Source organism: Planococcus sp. VCh962 (assembly GCF_057748275.1).
Window position 1 is genome coordinate 572,103 of record NZ_JBYLHS010000002.1, and the last position, 19,873, is coordinate 591,975.

Here is a 19,873-nt window from a genome sequence, read left to right on the forward strand (position 1 = left end):
CCTCCCTTTTATTTTTCTAATTTTCTGTTAATTTAAGAGTTACAAAAAAGCTATAGCTCTGTCGCAAACGAGCAATAGCTTTTCCATGTTTTCATTTTAACTTATTTTATTTGTCAAATGTTGAATTCTTTGAAGATTTGCTGTTTTTTGATTCATCATCGTCTAAGTTTTTTTTCAACGAATCGGTATACTCTGTGCTGCCGCCATAAATGCCGCCTGCCGGAGTAGAGTCGATTGCCGCACTGCCGCTTGTAGCTCCTGTCGAACCGGCTCCAGTTGTAGAAGAGCTCGTTGTAGATCCTACAGACCCTGCTGAACCACCCGCTGTGCCTGAAGTTCCGCTGCCAGCAGCGTCAGAGCTAGACAACCCTGCATTCGGGTTTGTAGAAGCAGTGCCCGTTGTGCCCGTTGTGCCCGTTGTGCCTGTTGATGTTGAAGAAGTTCCAGATGAACTTGAACTGCCAACTTCATCCTGTAACGTCTGGTTCGCTTTATCCAGCATGTCTTTCTCTTTATCCATCATCTTTTGCTGGCTCTCTATAGCACTTTTAACTGTTTCTACTGCTTTGTTGACACTCGGTTTCACCTTGTCGACCATACCGCCTGACTGTTCGTTGAAACGCTCTAAGCCTTTTTTCACATTCTCTTTCAAGTTGCTTGCCTGTGAAGTAGATGTTCCATCTGAATCCACTTTTTTCTGGGTCATAGCTGCACCAATCAATGCCCCGACTCCCAGTAACATCAGTTTTCCAAATACTCCGCCTGAACCTCTAGCCATATTGTTTCACTCCTCCTCAGTTTAAAAATATACTGTGCTCTTATTATTGACTAATTCAGCCATTTTCAAACATTTCAAAGAAAAATAAAAGACACCTTTTGGCATATTAGGTGTCTTAGCGATTAGATTCAGTTTTTGGAAATTTTCCCCTCTTCAAGGAGCACCTGTTCAAATGCCTTTACCACTTCCGGATCGTATTGGATGCCTGCCAGCCTTTTGATTTCATCCACTGCATATTGAGCCGTAAAGGCTTTACGGTACGCGCGGTCTTCAGTCATCGCATCGAAAGTATCACAAACACCAATAATTTTCGCTTCTATCAATATCTCTTCATCTTTTAAGCCGAACGGATACCCCCGGCCATTCACCCGCTCATGATGCTGTTCTACAATATCCGCTAAATCAGCATATGCGGTTTTGCGAATCATATCAGCCCCATCACCCGGATGCTTTTTAACCAATGCAAATTCTTCGTCTGTCAGTTTGTCCGGCTTTTTCAACACTTCTTCCGGGATATTGATTTTTCCGATGTCATGGAAAATGGAAGCGATAAAGAGATTCTGAATTTGGGCTCTTCCCAAATTCATCATTGTGGCAGTTTTTACCGCATATTTTGATACTCGCGAACTATGCTTAAATGTATAACGGTCTTTTTGTTCAACGATTTCCCCAATTTTACGCAATTCATTAATTTCATTGCTAAGTGAGTGGAATATTGGTGCCGTAGAAACTGACAAAAAAGTCACGTCTGTCTTTGCCTTGAAATTTATAGCTTCTTTTAAGTCATTGACAGCAAAAAAGTCATCAGGCCCTATTTCTACTGCTTCTTCATTTACTATTACCTCAAACATACCATCTAATATATAAAAAAATTCTTGAACACTTGGATTCTCTGCAGGAAAAAGAATAATTAGTTCGTCCTTTAAGACAGTTTGTTTCATTAATTCAATACCGTCTCCGCGACCTAAGAGACTTAGAGACGTTGATCCATTTTTTACAGTTTCTAAGTACTTATTCTTTAATATGTTCAAGCCTTTCACAAACTCACTACCTTTCAAAAAAAACTACGAAAATATAGGAACCCCATACTTTCATAGTACTTTATATAAATCTATTTAGACAAGCTTTTACCAACCGATTACCTTCATTGGATCTATCAAAGCAACACGGTCTGGAAACTGTACAGGTATCCATTCAATTTCAACAGTAATGCCTGCCGCCGTAGCATTTTCAACTCCAATACGAGTCATTTCTCTTGTCTTCATATCTAACTCATGGATTAATGCCGTCACTTCTTCGTCATATTTAGCGGTCAATGCAGCTTTCGTTTCTGCATCGTTAGCTTCGTAATAATCTGCACGGTACTGGTCATAAATTAGTTGAGCTGCTTCCTGGGCTTTAGCAATTTCGGAGTAGATTTCAGCATTAACTCTCTCTATATCTGCCAATGCGTGAGCTGTTTCCGGACTCATCGTTGTTTCTTCTGCAGCAAATGCCGAAGTGCTAATCATCATAGCAACCATGACAGCAAAAAATGCAGCAATCAAACTTTTCTTAAACATTCTATTTCCTCCAGTCGCTCTTTTGGTATTGTGAAGAATGCAAATCTGAATTCACTGAACAAAGACTCCCCTATTGTCTTTGAAGGGTAAAACGCTCAAAATGGCTTCTTCACCTACTTTAGTATATAAGAACTACGACCATCACGCAATGTTTTTAATACATTTTTAACATTTTTAGGTAATAAAGTAATCTTAATTACAGTATCCATCGAAAAAGGCCGGGAATCTCTTCCCGGCCTTTTTAATCTTTATGGCAGCACCGTGGCTCCCATCAAAAAGCGGTCACATTCTCTTGCCGCTTCCCGTCCTTCATTGATTGCCCAGACAATTAAACTCTGTCCGCGGCGCATATCGCCTGCTGCAAATACACCTTCAATATTAGTCGTATATTTGCCGTATTCGGCTTTTACAGTGGAATCCGCTTCCGTTTTCACATCCAGTTTTTGGATAAGGCTTTGATCGGGACCGCTAAAGCCGATAGCAAGCAGCACCAAGTCCGCTTTCCATACTTTTTCTGTCCCCGGAATTTCTTCACGAATCCGCTTCCCGCCTTCACCGATTTTTAGTTTTACGTTGACCGTATGCACTTCTGTCACATTGCCTTCTTCATCACCGACAAATTTCTTCGTCATGACGGCATACGCTCTTGGATCATCGCCGAACGCGGCAGCCGCTTCTTTTTGGCCGTATTCCACCCGATGTATACGCGGATATTGGGGCCACGGATTGCCGACTTCATCGCGAATGGCTCCTTTTTTATCATAAACATCAAATTGGACGAGGGTTTCGCAATTATGCCGTACAGCTGTTGCTAAACAGTCCGTCCCTGTATCTCCGCCGCCAATGACAATTACTTTCTTTCCTTCTGCCGAAATGTAGTTGCCATCTTCCAGATTGGAATCAAGCAGGCTTTTTGTATTGGCATGAAGAAAATCCATCGCGTAATGAATCCCTTTCAATTCTCTTCCTTCTACTTGAAGTTCCCGATGGATGGTGGCCCCTGCACACATAATAACTGCATCAAAATCTGAACGCAGTGCTGAAACCGGATAATCTTTTCCGACTTCGGTATTGGTGACAAATGTAATACCTTCTTGCTCCAGAATGCGGACACGGCGCATAACAACATCGTAGGACAATTTCATTTCAGGAATGCCGTATGTCAATAGGCCGCCTACACGGTCACTTCTTTCAAAAACAGTCACCAGATGCCCTGCTTTATTGAGCTGGGCAGCTGCCGCGAGTCCGGCAGGCCCTGACCCGATGACCGCCACTTTTTTGCCGGTGCGCGTTTCGGGCGGTTCCGGCACAACCCAGCCTTCTGCAAAGCCACGCTCAATAATGGAGCGCTCAACCGTCCGGATGGCAACTGGCGGTTCATTGATCCCCAGTACACATGCGCCTTCGCAAGGAGCCGGACAAGCGATGCCCGTAAATTCCGGAAAATTATTCATAACATGTTCACGGCGCAGCGCTTCTTTCCATTGCCCACGGTAAACAAGATCATTCCATTCAGGAATCAGGTGATAAACCGGACAGCCGGTTGTCACGCCGTTAAGTTCCATTCCGGACTGGCAAGTCGGCACTCCACAATCCATGCAGCGGGCGCCTTGCTTTCTCACTTCTTCATCTGACAAGGGAATCGTGTAATCGGACCAGTCTTTTGTCCGCTCCGCTGGATTGCGTTCTTTCAATGTCTGCCGGTTGTATTCCATAAACCCAGTCGCTTTTCCCATCGTATCCCTCCAATTCGCTTTTTTACGCTTTAACGGTCAGATCAGCCAACAATCGGTGCGAACCCGCTGATTAAGGTTTCTCTTTATTTTCCTGCCCCAGCCATTTTGCTTTCTTCGAAGGCCGCCATTTCAGCATCAAATTTAGACATGCCGCTGTTTTGCAGATTGCTGATTCGCTCATTAATTTTCAGGTAAGCTTTTGGAATGACCCGCACAAATTTAGCCGAGTAAATATCCCAGTTTGCTAAGAGGCGTTTGCCGTTCTTACTATTGGTATAGCCGACATGCTTTGTAATCATTTCTCGCAGCTCTTCGATTTCCGCTGGATCAGCCATAGGCTGCAAATGGACCATCTCCGCATTGCAGCGGTTTCCGAAGGTTCCCTCTTCGTCCAATACATAAGCGATGCCGCCAGACATACCGGCAGCGAAGTTTTTCCCCGTTTTCCCAAGAATGGCAACACGCCCGCCGGTCATGTATTCGCAGCCGTGGTCGCCAACGCCTTCAACAACAATTTTCGCGCCGCTGTTTCGAACGGCAAAACGTTCACCCGCTAAACCGTAAATATAAGCTTCACCGGCAGAAGCACCGTAAAAGGCGACATTGCCGATAATAATATTATTTTCCGGCAGGAACGTCGAATCACTCGCAGGATATGTGATGATTTTGCCTCCGGATAAGCCTTTGCCGACAAAGTCGTTCGCGTCTCCAACCAATTTCAACGTCATCCCTTTCGGCGTAAACGCCCCAAAAGCTTGTCCCGCTGATCCTTTGAAATTCAAGTTGATGGTATCTTCCGGCAGCCCTTCTGCGCCGTATTTTTTGGAAATGGCACTGCCGACAATCGTCCCGGTGGCACGATGGATATTGCGGATAGCGGTGCTCACCTCGACGCGTTCTCCGGTTTCGATCGCTTTTTCACAGCGCGGCAGCAATTCCTGGCAATCCAAAGTCTGTTCCAAGCCATGGTTTTGTTTGACCGTTGCATAACGCCCCACTTTTTCCGGCAGTTCCGGCTGATACAGCAACGCTGACAAATCAATGCCTTCTGCTTTCCAATGGTCAATCGCTTTGTTGGCTTCAAGGATATCCGTCCGGCCAATCATTTCGTTGATTGTGCGGAACCCGAGCTCTGCCATCAATTCCCGCGCTTCTCTTGCGATAAAGCGCATAAAGTTAGCGACATGTTCCGGGTCGCCCATATACTTTTTCCGAAGTTCCGGATTTTGCGTCGCTATGCCGACCGGACATGTATCCAAATGGCAGACACGCATCATAATACAGCCGAGAACAACAAGGGGCGCCGTGGAAAAGCCATATTCTTCCGCCCCTAATAGTGCAGCAATCACGACATCACGGCCGGTCATCATTTTGCCGTCTGTCTCTACGACAATCCGGTCGCGTAAACCGTTCAGCATCAATGTCTGGTGCGTTTCTGCCAAACCGATTTCCCAAGGCAGCCCAGTATGCTTCAAGCTGGTTTTCGGTGCTGCCCCCGTTCCTCCGTCATAGCCACTGATCAGCACGAGATCTGCCCGTCCTTTGGCAACACCTGCTGCAATCGTCCCTACTCCAACAGCAGATACAAGCTTAACGCTGATGCGGGCCGTCGGATTGGCATTCTTCAAGTTAAAGATCAACTCCGCCAAATCTTCGATTGAGTAGATATCATGATGCGGCGGCGGAGAAATCAGTTCCACTCCCGGTGTTGAACCGCGGACTTCAGCAACCCATGGATAAACTTTTTTGCCCGGCAAATGGCCGCCTTCGCCCGGTTTAGCTCCTTGAGCGACTTTAATCTGGATTTCATCAGCATTGACCAGGTAATGGCTTGTTACGCCGAAACGGCCAGACGCTACTTGTTTGATTGCACTTCGGCGGTTGTCGCCGTTGGCATCCGGCACAAAGCGTGATACTTGTTCGCCGCCTTCGCCTGAATTGCTTCGGCCGCCGATCCGGTTCATGGCGATGGCTAATGCTTCATGCGCTTCCTGGCTGATGGAACCAAAAGACATAGCGCCGGTTTTAAAGCGGGCACAGATTTCTTCGATCGACTCCACTTCTTCAATCGGCACGGGCGTCCGTTCTTTAAATGCCATCAAGCCGCGCAGCGACTGGACATTCGAAGTTTCTTTCGTTAACAGCTTGGTGTATTTCTTGAATGCCTCATAATTGTTGGTGCGGCAGGCATGCTGCAATGTATGGATCGTTACCGGGTTGTACTGGTGTGTCTCCCCGTTTGGCCGGTATTGAAATTCATCACCTGTCTGCAGCGACTGGTCTCCTGCTTTGCGCTCCGGATAGCCCTGCTCATGGCGCATCAGCACTTCTTTAGCAATGATATCAAGCCCGATTCCGCCAAGACGGGACGATGTACGGGTGAAATAGCGGTCAATAACATCCATATGAATGCCGACTGCTTCAAAGATCTGCGCTCCCCGGTAACTTTGAATCGTCGATATGCCCATCTTCGAAAGCACTTTGATGATGCCGTCCGTCACCGCATTGACGTAAGTCTTTTCCGCTTCTTCGTATGTGCTGCCTGCAATGTCTTCAATTGCTATCAATTCTTTGATTGAGCGGAAAGCCAGATACGGATTGATTCCTTCAGCGCCATATCCTAGAAGCGCCGCAAAATGATGCACTTCACGCGGCTCCCCCGATTCGATCAAGAGACTCACTTTCGTCCGTGTGCCTTGGCGGATTAAATGATGGTGCAATCCTGAAACTGCCAGCAACGCCGGTATAGCCGCATACTCTTTATTGACGCCGCGGTCCGATAAAATCAGCAAAGTAGCTCCTTCTTCAAATGCCTGATCCGCCTTCAAGAACAATGCTTCCAGCTCTTGTTCCATCGCTGAAGAGCCTCCTGATTTCGGGAATAAAATCGGCAGCGTCACTGCCTTAAATTCAACGTTCTTCTGCTGGCGCAGCTTTTCCAATTGAACTTTCGTCAAAATCGGCGTTTCCAAACGGATATGCCGGCTGCTTTCCGGTGCAGGCTGTACCAGATTCCCTTCTGCTCCAATCGTCGTGCGGGCAGAAGTAATGATGTGTTCCCGAATTGCATCGATTGGCGGATTTGTGACTTGCGCGAACAGCTGTTTGAAATAGTTATACAAAAGCTGCGGCTTTTTGGATAAAACAGCTAAAGGAGAATCGTAGCCCATTGAACCTACCGGATCTTTCCCTTCTGTTGCCAAGGGTTTGATGATTTTCTGCAATTCTTCTGTGGTATAGCCGAAAGCCAATTGCTGTTCCAGCAAAGCAGACCTTAGGTCAGCGTTGTCGTTCAAGTCCATATCAGGTTCAGGCAGGTCATCCAGATTCAGCATATTGTTTTCAATCCAGTCTTTATAAGGAAGTTCTGCCGCGATTTGCAGCTTAATCTCCTCATCCGGAATAATTTTCCCGGCTTCCAGATCAACCAAAAGCATTTTCCCTGGATGCAGCCGTTCTTTGTAAATGATGTCATCTGCGAAAATATCCAACGCCCCTACTTCAGAACCGAGTACGATCATGCCGCTTTTGGTGACGTAGTAGCGGGCAGGCCGTAGTCCGTTGCGGTCAAGACATGCTGCAATCTGCCGTCCGTCCGTAAAGACTAAAGCCGCCGGCCCGTCCCAAGGCTCCATCAGCGTACTGTGATATTCGTAAAAATCCTTTTTCTCTTGCTTGATTGTCGGATCGTTCACCCACGGCTCTGGAACCATCATCATAGCGGTATGGGCGAGGGATCTGCCTGATAAATGCAAAAATTCAAAGCAGTTATCGAACATGGACGAATCGCTTCCGGTTTCATCGATGACCGGCAATACTTTGTTCAATTCTTTTTCATTGAAATAAGGAGAAGTGCAAAGCAGCTGCCTTGCACGCATCCAATTGACATTGCCTCTTAACGTATTGAACTCGCCGTTATGGATCGAGTATCGGTTTGGATGGGAACGCTGCCAGCTGGGAAATGTATTAGTGCTGAAACGAGAGTGGACCAGTGCGACTGCCGATTTGAATTCCGGATGGTTGAGATCAATATAGAATGAATCCAGCTGCTCCGGAATCAGCATGCCTTTATAAACAATGGTACTGGATGAAAGACTGCTGAAATACACATCTTTGTACTTTTCGTCATTGCCCATTTCCTGTTCAATGCGTTTGCGAATGATGTAAAGCCGGCGTTCCAAGTCCATCCGGTCTGTTAAATCTTCTGAAGCGCCGATAAATACTTGGCGAATGACCGGTTTTGTTTTAGATGCCACTTTACCGACGAATGAATCATTGACTGGAACTGGACGCCAACCTAGACAGTTTTGACCTTCTTCTTTTACAATCCGAAGAATGATGTCTTTAATTTCCATACGCAGGTCGTAATCTTTTGGCATGAACAACATACCAATTCCGTATTTTCCTTCATCCGGTAAAGTGATACCTTCTTTGTCGCATTGTTTCAGAAAAAAACGATGGGGGATTTGAGTCAGGATTCCCGCTCCGTCCCCGGTGCTTGTGTCTGACGACTGGCCGCCGCGATGTTCAAGATTGCAAAGGATATTTATGGCGTTTTGCACAATCGCATGTGATTTTTCACCGTTAATATTGGCAATCATGCCAATGCCGCATGCTTCATGCTCTTGATCCGGATGATAAAGTCCCTGCTGTAATGGATATTCTTTCATTCTCATCAAATCGCCTCCTTCAACACATTAAAGTGTCGGAATGTTTGAATATTATAACACAGGAGGTGAATATATATGCAATAAAAATGAGTGAAAATTTTCTCTTTTCAAAGAAAAAATTCCACTTTCCATTGCAAACGCTTACAAAATTCCAGTTTAAAGGAAATTCACTGTATTTACTTCAATGCATAATTATACATTAACACAGCAAAAAAACCCTGTTTCAATTACAGGGTCTTTTGCGGTTTATTTTATTGAATTATGGGACGCCTCAAAAGAACGGATCGCTCCAAGAAAAGATTCTCCGTATTTTTCTAGCTTATTAGCCCCGACTCCATTCACTTCCAGAAAGTCTTCAGCATTTTTCGGACGTCTAGCACACATATCCTGCAATGTCTTATCCGAAAAAATAACGAAGGGCGGCACTCCTGCTTCATCCGCCAGTTCTTTCCGGATTTTGCGAAGCTCTTCAAACAATGGATCATTTTCCGCTATCCGCTTGGTTACGACCGCGCCTTTTCTCAATACTTTCCGCTTGCCGAGCAGCACATCCCGTCCGCCATCGGGCACATAGATTGTCGGGAATGCCCCTTGCTCTACCGCCAGCAGTTCCTGGGAAATCATAAACTCGATTAAGTTTGACACTTCCTTAGCGGATTGGTGTTTCAGTATGCCATATGTCGACAATTTATCAAAACCGAAATCCAGAATTTTTTTATTGCGGGAACCCGTCAGCACTTGCGCCGTCATCATCTTCCCGAATTTCTGGCCCATACGGATGACGCAGGACAGCACCATCTGTACGTCTTTTGTAACATCCATGCTTTCCCGCTCATCGTTGCAGCTTCCGCAATGGCCGCATGGTTCAGCAGCTAAATCACCAAAATAATGAATGATGAATTGCTGCAGGCAGCTTTCAGTATGGCAATAATCGACCATTGCCTGCAGTTTCACCAATTCTCCGGGAATCCGGCTTGGATCTTGCGCTTGATCGATTAAAAAACGTTGGGTCTGAACGTCTTGTGAGGCATACAGCACCATACATTCACTTGGCAAACCGTCACGGCCGGCACGGCCGGCCTCCTGGTAATAACTCTCCATATTTTTCGGCAGCTGATAATGGATAACATATCTTATATTGGATTTATTTATCCCCATACCAAAGGCATTGGTCGCCACCATCACGGTCACTTCATCGTTCAGAAACTGCTCCTGTCCGTTTTTACGTTCCGCATCCGGCATTCCTGCGTGGTACTTGGCTGCTTTCACGCCTTTTTTCACCAGCATGTCGTATACGGAATCGACCGTTTTCCGAGTCGCTGCATAAATGATTCCTGCTTCATTATCGTTCTTTTGTACATACTCTTTTACAAAACGTTCGCGGTCTTGCCCCTGAATCACCGAGAAAGTTAAATTCGAACGTTCAAATCCAGTCATTACGGTATGCTGTTCTTCGATATCCAAAATACGGCATATATCTTCCCGCACCTGCGGAGTTGCTGTCGCTGTCAGCGCCAGTACAGTCGGATTGTTCGGAAACAAACCGGCCATCCGGCTGATCAAACGGTAGCTCGGACGAAAATCGTGTCCCCATTGTGAAATACAATGCGCCTCATCGACAGCGATAAGCGGTACATGGACACCTTGCAATTCATTCAGGAACATCTCAGAATCGAGGCGTTCCGGGGCAATATACAAAAGTTTCACGGCACCTCGCTGGACGTCGTACAACGTTTCCCGTACTTCGTCAAAACCCAGGGAACTGTTTATATAAGCCGCTGGTATCCCGGCAGCCAAAAGCGAATCCACCTGGTCTTTCATCAGGGATATCAACGGGGATATCACAATGGTCGTACCTTCCATCACCAGCGCAGGAATCTGATAGCACATCGACTTCCCGCCGCCTGTAGGCATGACACAAATCGAATTGTGGCCTTCAAAAACCTGTGTAATCGCTTGTTCCTGTCCCTTCCGGAACGTCTCATAGCCAAAGTACGATTGCAGTAATTTTCTTGCTTCATCCAACAAAATTAAACACTCCCAAAACTCGTCTCGTATTGAGTAGCTTATCATATTTCAGGTTAATTTTTCTCTTTCCGAAACCACCTGAACCGGCAAAACAAAAAAACTGTTCCAAAAGCCTATGCTTCTGAAACAGCTTCCACTTTTTCCAACACAAAAAAATAAGGTTCTTTGTCGCCTTTACGGTCCATCATGCCCATCAGCACGTGGTTGTTCACTCTCCGGAAATGGTCAATAATCGGTAAATGGTCATACACCATCGCCGCACTGCATTTTCCCCGGTGGACAATCTGCCGCATTCTTGCTTTGCCGCCTTCCGCTTTTATCAGTTTCCTCAAATCCATAATCGGAACCGGATCCACTGCAAATATGTCTCCGCTCAATCCTTTAAAAAGTAAGGGGTCTACATTTTCCGCATCATGAAATGCTTTGCCATACCAATTTAGCTTCTTCAATACACCATCAAGCGGATGCCCGGTGCAAAAGTCTCTGCCTTCCCAAGTGCCAAGCAGCTCTTCAAGTTCTACTGGATCAAGCTCATCAAAAATTCTGCAGGCAGTATGGGTGTCCGTTTCCCCCCGCTCTTTTATCGTCCAGAATTCTGCTTTAGCTTCCATCGCAGACACTCCTTTCTAAAAGATTTTTATTTTAAAAGCAGCAATAGAAAGGGACGTTTTTAAATTCTCAGCCATCTCTTCTCCACTTCTTTTAGTTATCTTTTCACAGAAATACAGTGCATTACGAATCGGTTTTCTTCTATAATATATATTCTTCCGGAAAACACTCCAAAAAGAGAAAGCTTTAGCCTATAAAGTAAGTGCAGCTTACTTTCCCCAATCTTGATTATCAAAAAATCCAGCGTACTTTTCATATTTTGCCAATGCATCCTTCAAGTTTTTTTCATTTTTAGCCAGCATCCGCTCTCTCGCCTTTTTGCGTTTGAACCGCATGCCATATGCTTGCTGAGCAGCATCGTTCGCTTCTTTTAATTGGTTGAATTCTACTGCTATCTCCTCGTCTTGATCAGCTAATAAAGAAGCCAGCATCCCGGCTTTTCGATATAACTCTTCTATTCGAAAATGCTCTTGTTCTCGGTGCAGAAGGCCTGCCACTATGCAGCTTGGAAGGTCCTGGTCCACACCCCTAGATAAGTCTGTCAACAATTCCAGCATTCGGCGGCGATTGCTTGAAAGGGAAAGCACATAAAACACATGTGGAATCTCTTCAATCGGCCTTGCCATGATGAATTCATCAATTTTACGGATCAAGTCCTCAGGTTTGATCAAATCAATCAGTATAGCCAGCCGGTATGTTTCATATAAAGTGTATCTATTCATAGCATTATCGCCCGCTTCACTAAAATTTAATCCAACCTTATGGGTATTCATCTATCTATACAAACATCATACAAAATTTTCATGCAAAGCAGTATCAATTAACTCTCCTGCCCTGTTTTTCTTTCTACTTAATTTATGCTGTTTTTGAAAATGCTACGCAGCAATGAGTTTCCAGCATCCAATTGCAAAATAATATAAGCCCATTCCTGAACAGGAATGGGCTTATATTTTCGTTTTATAAAATAACAAATTAAGAATTAACCGCTCCATAACCATCCATCCGGCGTTTCACTTGAATATATGAAGCCGCTTCGGCAATCTCTTTTTCATCAAGCGGCTGATTGTCGAGCAAAATTTTATAATCATTTATAGTGGACGCATCAATGACCTTCTCAGTCCGATCCAACAACCCATCGACTGATACACCAAAGAAATCAGCGAGTATTGAAAGATGGCTGACAGAGATTTGCTTTTTCCCACTTTCATAAGCCCAAACTGTGCTTTTGGCAAAACCGACCTTTTCAGCCAGTTGTTCCGGGGATAGCTCTCTAGCTTCTCTTAAATCTCTGATTTTCTTCCCTAAATCTTTCATATTTATTCCTGCTCCTTCTATAAGTAGATTTCTAACTATTTAAAATATACTGTATCTTAAAATATTATACAATATATTTCTATAATATTGGGTGAAATTTTCGATAATTTAGTGAACAATTTCGACATATTTCGACCTGCCATGAATAATATGGTAATTTATTATTGTTTTTACATCTTTTCTAGCTATTTAAATTTCTAATGTTTTGGGAAACGAAAGAAAAACCGTATAAATAAACGCTGGATCATTTATTGCTGACAGTTATTTCAATCAAACTTTAATGAGAATTATTTTCAAGAATTAATTCTCAACCTTTTTAGACAGTGTCTATATTACTAATTTTTAAATTTATTTTGATTTTCAATAATAAAAAAAGTATTATAGTAACATACATAAAAAGGAGGTTGTAAGATGTCTGACAACTTTAATAGACAAGACATCGTAAACAGTGTGCCGCAAAAAGGGTTCTTTGGCCATCCTAAAGGATTGTTTACTTTATTTTTCACAGAGTTTTGGGAGCGTTTCTCGTATTATGGGATGAGGGCCATCCTTGTTTACTATATGTACTATGAATTATCTCAAGGCGGACTCGGACTGGATCAGACGATAGCTCTTTCTATCATGTCCATTTACGGTTCACTTGTATACATGTCCGGCATTATCGGCGGCTGGCTCGCCGATAGAGTATTCGGCACTTCTAAAGCCGTATTCTACGGCGGAATTCTCATTATGCTTGGGCATATCGCTCTTGCTATTCCAGGCAGCTTGCCGCTGTTCTTCGTCTCCATGGTTCTGATTGTACTTGGAACCGGTTTGTTAAAACCCAATGTCTCGAGTGTGGTCGGAGAGATCTACGCTGAAAATGACAATCGCCGGGATGCCGGATTCAGCATCTTCTATATGGGCATCAACTTAGGAGCTTTCCTTGCTCCATTGATTGTCGGTACAGTCGGCATGAAAGTAAACTTCCACTTAGGCTTTAGTATTGCCGCTGTCGGGATGTTCATAGGTTTAGTAGTTTTTGTGGCAACAAAAAAGAAAAACCTTGGACTTGCCGGAACAATCGTTCCGAATCCATTGTCGCCTTCTGAAAAGTCACGGACTATCAAAATTTTCACTATCGCGGCTATCATCATTGCTGCTGTTGTTTATTTCGGTCTTCAATATGGATTCTTGACGTTCAATAGCTTTATCGCTGCAGTCGGTGTCTTTGGTATATTAATCCCAACAGCTTATTTTGTCGTAATGTACCGCAGCAAAAAAACAACCGAAGTGGAACGTTCACGCATCTTAGCGTACATTCCATTGTTTATCGCTTCAGTCATGTTCTGGGCAATCCAGGAACAAGGTTCTACGATCCTGGCGGCCTATGCAGATACACGAACTGATCTGGAATTCGCAGGAATCACTATTTCCCCCGCCTGGTTCCAATCATTGAACCCATTGTTTATCATTACTTTGGCTCCTGTATTTGCGTGGTTATGGGTACGTCTAGGCAGCCGCCAGCCTTCCATTCCGCAAAAATTCTCTCTCGGTCTATTGTTTGCCGGGATTTCGTTCCTCGTTATTCTTTTGCCAGCTTACTTTGGCGGTCCGAATACATTAGTAAATCCATTATGGCTGGTTCTCAGCTACCTCATCGTTGTATTGGGTGAATTGTGCTTATCGCCGGTCGGTTTGTCAGCTACGACAAAACTGGCGCCTGCTGCATTCTCTGCACAAACAATGAGTTTATGGTTCTTGTCAAATGCCGCTGCACAAGCGATCAACGCGCAGCTCGTGAAGTTTTATACAGTCGAAAATGAAATGATGTACTTCGGATTAATCGGTGGAGCATCCATCGTCCTGAGTATTATCCTGTTCCTTTTCGCCCCGACTATCCAGCGCTTTATGAAAGGCGTAAGGTAATACGAAAAGCGGAAGCGGCCGTTCAGATTCGACAGGCTTAAGGCAGACCAGCGAAGTGGCGCTCTTTACCGCACAGCTGGGTTGGCTTATGACCCGAGAATCTGGCCGCTGCAACTGGACAACTTTGAAAAGCGGAAGCACCTGTTCAGCTCCGACAAGCGCTGGAGGACTTGAAGGTAATGGCGCCTTTTGCCATTGTCGGCATATCCGAAGCGTCTCGAGGAGCTAGGTGCTGAAAGCTAGAACACCATGAAAAATAGAAAGGCCCAGAAGCACAAATGCTTCTGGGCCTTTCGCTTGTTGAGGAAGCTAGAAACCTTTTCAATAACCTATGTTCCATAAAGGAGCTTTGCTTTCTTACAGGCGCCTCCACTGTTTGGCTCTATACCTATAAAATAAGAACAAACAAATAGAGCCCCCCTCAAACAGTCCTTATTCCAGAGAATCCTTTAAGGTGACAAAACAAAGCTGAATGTAGCGGAAGGCGGCGACTCCTGCGGAATCAGCGCGAGCTGAAGGCCCCGCAGGAAAGGCATTGGCCGAAACCTGTGAGGCCAGGCCTTTGCGACGAAGCTAGCGAAGCGATGCAGGAGCACAAGGTTTTCGAAGCGACGAGGAGACTGAAGCCGTGCCCGCGGAAAGCGTCCGCCTGAAGCGAAATGAAGACGAAATGAAAAAGCTCGATAGCAATCTAAAGGCCCGGAAGCGAAAATGCTTCCGGGCCTTTTTCTTCTATAATATATCAGCCTTCTTTAATTACCAGCCCCATCTGCCGGGCAAATGCCAATGCCTGTTCCGTTGATACTTGGCAGCCTGCCAGTTTTTCTGTCGTCACCTGGATGGCTTCAAATGAGTTGCTGCTTAAATCGACATCGTTCAAACTGGTTTCGACAAAATTCGCATCGTTCATATCGCATTTTTGGAATTCCGTGTTTTTCAGTTCCGCCTCATAAAAATCAGCGTAACGCAACGATGAATCTTCAAAATGGGCCGTATTGCAAAGCGAAAATCCAAATGTTGCGTAATTGAGCACACATTCTTTAAATAAAGTATGGCGTACTCCGGCTTCGGCAAAATTGGTGCCGACCAGTTTTGAATTATGGAACTCGGTCCGGTGAAAGACAGCGCGGCTGAAATCCGCATTCGACAAATCACAGTTCAAAAACAATACATCGACAAATTCACTGCACGGCCATACCACTTCTAAAAAATTCACATTTTCAAAAACTACTTGATCAATATGCAGAGCTTCATCTCTTCCGTAATCAATGGTTTCATGTGCAATCTTGCAGCGGCTTACGTAAGTGTCATCGACCGCCGAAAGAAACGGACGGATTTCCAGCTGTTTCGGCATTGAAGGTGCCGCTCGATTGGCCTTTTTCATTATTCATTTCTCCCCTTAATACAAGTAAACGGCTGCTTTTAAAAAAGCAGCCGTTATTGCGTCACCTATTATTTCACTAATTCTTTGTCCAAGCAGGAGTTAACAACCTTAGGCTGAATGATCCGGTCATCTGTCACTTCTACTTGATACAATTTATTGTTGTGCATGAATTTGAAAATCCCGTTATTGAAGTCTGTTCCGATGTCTTTAAAGAAGATGCCTTCGTACTGGCATTCTTTTGTCTGTGAAAAGCTGATCTTGAAAGTATCTCCATCTTTCACCAGATAACAACGGACACCTTTTTCAAATTCTTCATGGTCTTCCCCTTTAATATTGCGATCCACAGAAACGACATGGAAATCGACAAATGGAATTTCACGAAGCAGAGTATTCATGAAAGAACCTTTAGTAATTTCCTCCCAGCGGCTTCTTGCCGTTTGGCCCACAATAATCTGTGTAATATTCAACTTATGGGCCACTTCCGCAATGACTTTTGCGGAGGGGCGCTTTTCATTATCGCGGATAATGAATTCCTCTGCTCCATACTCTTCAGCCAATTCTTTCCAGCGCTCGACATAAGCAGATTTTTCCGCATCAAATTCATCAAATGGAAGAGCATCCACCGTTAAGATATATAGTGGGCAGTCCAGCATGTTCGCGAGTTTATTGCCTCGGTTAATAAGGCGCTCACCATTCGGCCCGTAAAATACACAAACCAATATGCTTTCATCCATCCGACCTCTAATTTTTTTCATTGTATTACCCCTCCAGGGATTGTTATTCATAAGCCGTCATTTCAAAACTATGAAATTATACTGCTAATCCTAGTAAAAATCAAGGAAATGTGGCTTTCTATATAAATTTGCTATCTGATTTGAATTGCTTAATTTAGACCATAGCCGACTTCACAAGTGAAAGCAACCCTTTTTTACTGTATAATTTAATGTATATGCTTATATATTAATTTTACAGTGCTATTTGCCTTCTTTTATATCATTAGACTGTAACTATATTATATATTGTGTTATTCCTTTTTTGTATTTTTCTATTCTGATTCAGGAGGTCTTGCTGTGCATTTACTGATTTTAGCAATTTTAGTTCCATTTTTAGCTGCCGCGCTCATTCCCTTTATATATAGGCGCCTCGGACCGTTGAACATCGGTTGGCTTGTGCTAGTGATCCCTTTTCTACTGTTTGTGATTTTCGCTTTGCAGATTCCGGTTATTTCTTCAGGGGATACTGTAATGGCGACAATGAACTGGATCCCATCACTGGGAATCAACTTTACGATTTATCTGGATGGGCTCAGCCTGATTCTTGCTTTGCTGATTACAGGGATGGGGACTCTTGTCATTCTCTATTCCATCTATTATTTATCCTCTGCTGATTCATTGCCGCATTTTTACGCTTATTTGCTCCTGTTCATGGGTGCCATGCTAGGCGTTGTGCTATCAGATAATTTACTCGTTTTATATGTCTTCTGGGAATTAACAAGCATTTCTTCTTTCTTGCTGATCGCTTTCTGGTTCCACCGGAAAAATTCACGCTACGGGGCACAAAAATCTTTACTGATCACGGTTTTTGGCGGCTTCGGGATGCTTGCTGGGTTTTTAATGCTGCATACAATGACCGGCACATTCAGCGTCCGTGAAATTGCGTCAACAATCGGGCAATATACAGACCACGCCTTGTTTTATCCTGCTATGTTCCTGGTACTGCTTGGAGCATTCACAAAATCTGCGCAATTTCCTTTCCACATTTGGCTTCCGGATGCAATGGAAGCTCCAACTCCCGTTAGTGCTTATCTGCATTCCGCCACCATGGTAAAAGCTGGAATTTACTTGGTTGCGCGTTTTACCCCCATATTCGGCGGCACTTCCGCCTGGTTCTGGACGGTTACACTAGTTGGATTAATCACGTTGTTCTGGGGTTCTTTCTGCGCAGTTCGCCAAACAGATCTAAAAGCACTGCTAGCTTATTCTACGGTCAGCCAGCTTGGGTTGATTATGAGCTTGTTCGGCATGGGGTCTGCAGCCATCTATTTTGGAGATGGAAACGAAGGGACTTTGTATGGCTTGGCATCTTTTGCTGCCTTGTTCCATCTGGTCAATCATTCGACATTTAAAGGGGCCCTTTTCATGGTCGTCGGGATTGTGGATCACCAGGTCGGAACACGGGATATCCGTCGTCTCGGCGGTTTGATGGCATTTTTGCCAATCACTTTCACTTTTGCAGTCATCGGAAGTTTTTCAATGGCCGGCTTGCCATTATTCAATGGTTTCTTGAGCAAGGAGATGTTCTTCACTGCTTCTCTCAATGCCGTCAGCCTTCCTATTTTTTCAGGAGGAAATTGGGCATGGCTTATTCCGGTCATTGCCTGGACCGCTAGTGCTTTGACTTTCGTGTATTGCATGATCATCGTTTTTAGAACATTCTTCGGAAAGTATAAGCCGGATAAATTGGATAAGAGACCGGTGGAGCCTTCAATTGGCATGCTTATTCCACCAGCTATTTTATCTGTATTGATTGTAGGGCTGTTCTTTTTCCCGAACTTGCTTGGTGATCACTTGCTTCGCCCCGCGCTGAATGGGGTATTGCCTGGCATCACGGGTGCAGCGCCACATATCACTGCCTGGCACGGTTTTAATACTGAGCTCTGGATGACGATTGGCATCGTTGTTGTCGGATCACTGCTCTTTGTGTATTTGCGCTTCTGGAAAAAGATATATACATTTTTGCCGGAAGATTGGACCTTCAATGTCCTATACAATAAACTCCTGGAGTCGGTTGAGAACAATTCAAACTTACTGACAAATAGATATATGACAGGCCATCTTCCCCACTACTTCGCTTATATTTTCAGCTTTTTCATCTTGGTTGCTGCCGGAACCTTGTTTGCAACAGATGCGTTTTCATTCGATTTTTCCAATGATGCACCTATTCCGAGTTACGAGTTGATCTTGGCGGTTGTCATGGCATTAGCTGCTGTGGCCATGTTGTTCGTGAAATCCCGCTTAACTTCAGTGTTATTGAATGGGGTGCTTGGGTTTTCGATTGCCATTTTCTTTGTTTTATTCAGAGCTCCGGATTTGGCCCTGACACAGCTTGTTATCGAAACCGTAACGACAGCATTATTCCTGCTGTGCTTTTATTTTCTGCCAGAATGGAAGCCTGAAAACTCTTCCAGAAGCCTGAAAATCAGAAAAGCAGTCATTGCTGTCGCCGGAGGTGCGACTGTAACATTGATCGCTTTATCTGTGCGTTCAGGAAAATTATTCGAATCCATCTCAAGTTATTATGAGGATTCCTATGAACTGGCTGGCGGAAGAAATATCGTTAACGCCATTTTAGGAGATTTCCGCGGCTTTGATACAATGCTTGAATCGCTTGTGCTATTTATTGCCGGCTTAGGGGTTTACACGCTGATTCGGATTAAAGGCGGAAAGGAGACACGAAAAGATGAAGATTAATGATGTGATATTAAAAACAGTTTCTCAAGCAGGAGTGCTGATCATTTTAACCTTCGGCGTCTATCTTTTCTTATCCGGCCACCATCAGCCAGGAGGCGGATTTATCGGCGGTTTGGTTCTCGCCACGGCTTTCGTCCTGATGTTCTTAACATTTGACTCCGATACCGTCAACAAAGCCATCCCGTTCGATTTCAAAAAGATTTCGGCCATCGGGGTATTGTTGGCTTTCTCAAGCAGTACATTGCCAATGCTATTCGGGCAACCTTTTATGAGCCAGTCGTTCGGTTATTTTGATCTTCCGGTTTTCGGCAAAACTGAACTGGCCACAGTGACGATTTTTGAAACCGGAGTGGCTCTGACGGTAATTGGAGTGGTCGTAAATATTATTACAAGTATAAGTGAGGATGAGTAGCG

The 19,873-nt window shown here is 44.5% G+C and carries 14 protein-coding genes; 3 read left to right on the top strand and 11 right to left on the bottom strand.

Going from position 1 to position 19,873, the window contains the following annotated elements; translation table 11 throughout:
* Window positions 1-106 precede the first annotated feature (106 nt).
* From AC3AQ9_RS10200 to AC3AQ9_RS10240, 9 genes are all read right to left on the bottom strand, one after another.
* Complete coding sequence (locus tag AC3AQ9_RS10200) at window positions 107-778, bottom strand: hypothetical protein (protein WP_488307362.1); 672 nt, start codon at window positions 776-778, stop codon at window positions 107-109.
* 128 nt (window positions 779-906) lie between these two features.
* Window positions 907-1,818 carry an HD-GYP domain-containing protein gene (locus AC3AQ9_RS10205; RefSeq protein ID WP_488307363.1) on the bottom strand — a complete coding sequence of 304 codons (912 nt, stop codon included), beginning with the start codon at window positions 1,816-1,818 and terminating at the stop codon, window positions 907-909.
* 87 nt (window positions 1,819-1,905) lie between these two features.
* Entirely contained in the window at window positions 1,906-2,340 is a 435-nt protein-coding gene (locus tag AC3AQ9_RS10210; protein WP_488307364.1) for a hypothetical protein, read from the bottom strand.
* 248 nt (window positions 2,341-2,588) lie between these two features.
* Complete coding sequence (locus AC3AQ9_RS10215) at window positions 2,589-4,076, bottom strand: glutamate synthase subunit beta (RefSeq protein ID WP_488307365.1); 1,488 nt, start codon at window positions 4,074-4,076, stop codon at window positions 2,589-2,591.
* Between the two features lie 83 nt (window positions 4,077-4,159).
* Window positions 4,160-8,752 carry a glutamate synthase large subunit gene (gltB, locus tag AC3AQ9_RS10220; RefSeq protein ID WP_488307366.1) on the bottom strand — a complete coding sequence of 1,531 codons (4,593 nt, stop codon included), beginning with the start codon at window positions 8,750-8,752 and terminating at the stop codon, window positions 4,160-4,162.
* A 240-nt stretch (window positions 8,753-8,992) separates the two neighbouring features.
* Window positions 8,993-10,774, bottom strand: coding sequence for a DNA helicase RecQ (gene recQ / locus AC3AQ9_RS10225; protein ID WP_488307367.1), 1,782 nt, complete (start codon window positions 10,772-10,774; stop codon window positions 8,993-8,995).
* A gap of 113 nt (window positions 10,775-10,887) precedes the next feature.
* Window positions 10,888-11,385, bottom strand: coding sequence for a DUF4334 domain-containing protein (locus tag AC3AQ9_RS10230; protein WP_488307368.1), 498 nt, complete (start codon window positions 11,383-11,385; stop codon window positions 10,888-10,890).
* Window positions 11,386-11,592: 207 nt separating this feature from the next.
* The gene (locus AC3AQ9_RS10235; RefSeq protein ID WP_488307369.1) at window positions 11,593-12,105 is read right to left on the bottom strand and encodes a hypothetical protein; all 513 of its coding nucleotides are present in this window, start codon (window positions 12,103-12,105) and stop codon (window positions 11,593-11,595) included.
* Window positions 12,106-12,355: 250 nt separating this feature from the next.
* On the bottom strand, window positions 12,356-12,697 hold the full coding sequence (locus AC3AQ9_RS10240) for a helix-turn-helix domain-containing protein (protein ID WP_488307370.1): 342 nt from the start codon (window positions 12,695-12,697) through the stop codon (window positions 12,356-12,358).
* Window positions 12,698-13,108: 411 nt separating this feature from the next.
* Between AC3AQ9_RS10240 and AC3AQ9_RS10245 the strand changes: the two genes are divergently transcribed.
* Window positions 13,109-14,605 carry a peptide MFS transporter gene (locus AC3AQ9_RS10245; RefSeq protein WP_488307371.1) on the top strand — a complete coding sequence of 499 codons (1,497 nt, stop codon included), beginning with the start codon at window positions 13,109-13,111 and terminating at the stop codon, window positions 14,603-14,605.
* 742 nt (window positions 14,606-15,347) lie between these two features.
* On the opposite strand, the gene AC3AQ9_RS10250 is transcribed toward AC3AQ9_RS10245, so the two are convergent.
* Together AC3AQ9_RS10250 and AC3AQ9_RS10255 are read right to left on the bottom strand one after the other, a co-directional pair.
* On the bottom strand, window positions 15,348-15,989 hold the full coding sequence (locus tag AC3AQ9_RS10250; protein WP_488307372.1) for a pentapeptide repeat-containing protein: 642 nt from the start codon (window positions 15,987-15,989) through the stop codon (window positions 15,348-15,350).
* A 68-nt stretch (window positions 15,990-16,057) separates the two neighbouring features.
* Window positions 16,058-16,744, bottom strand: coding sequence for a universal stress protein (locus tag AC3AQ9_RS10255; protein WP_488307373.1), 687 nt, complete (start codon window positions 16,742-16,744; stop codon window positions 16,058-16,060).
* 315 nt (window positions 16,745-17,059) lie between these two features.
* Between AC3AQ9_RS10255 and AC3AQ9_RS10260 the strand changes: the two genes are divergently transcribed.
* The gene (locus AC3AQ9_RS10260) at window positions 17,060-19,459 is read left to right on the top strand and encodes a Na+/H+ antiporter subunit A (protein ID WP_488307374.1); all 2,400 of its coding nucleotides are present in this window, start codon (window positions 17,060-17,062) and stop codon (window positions 19,457-19,459) included.
* Window positions 19,449-19,871, top strand: coding sequence for a Na(+)/H(+) antiporter subunit B (locus tag AC3AQ9_RS10265; protein ID WP_488307375.1), 423 nt, complete (start codon window positions 19,449-19,451; stop codon window positions 19,869-19,871). Before AC3AQ9_RS10260 ends, AC3AQ9_RS10265 begins: the two co-directional genes overlap by 11 nt.
* Window positions 19,872-19,873 lie beyond the last annotated feature (2 nt).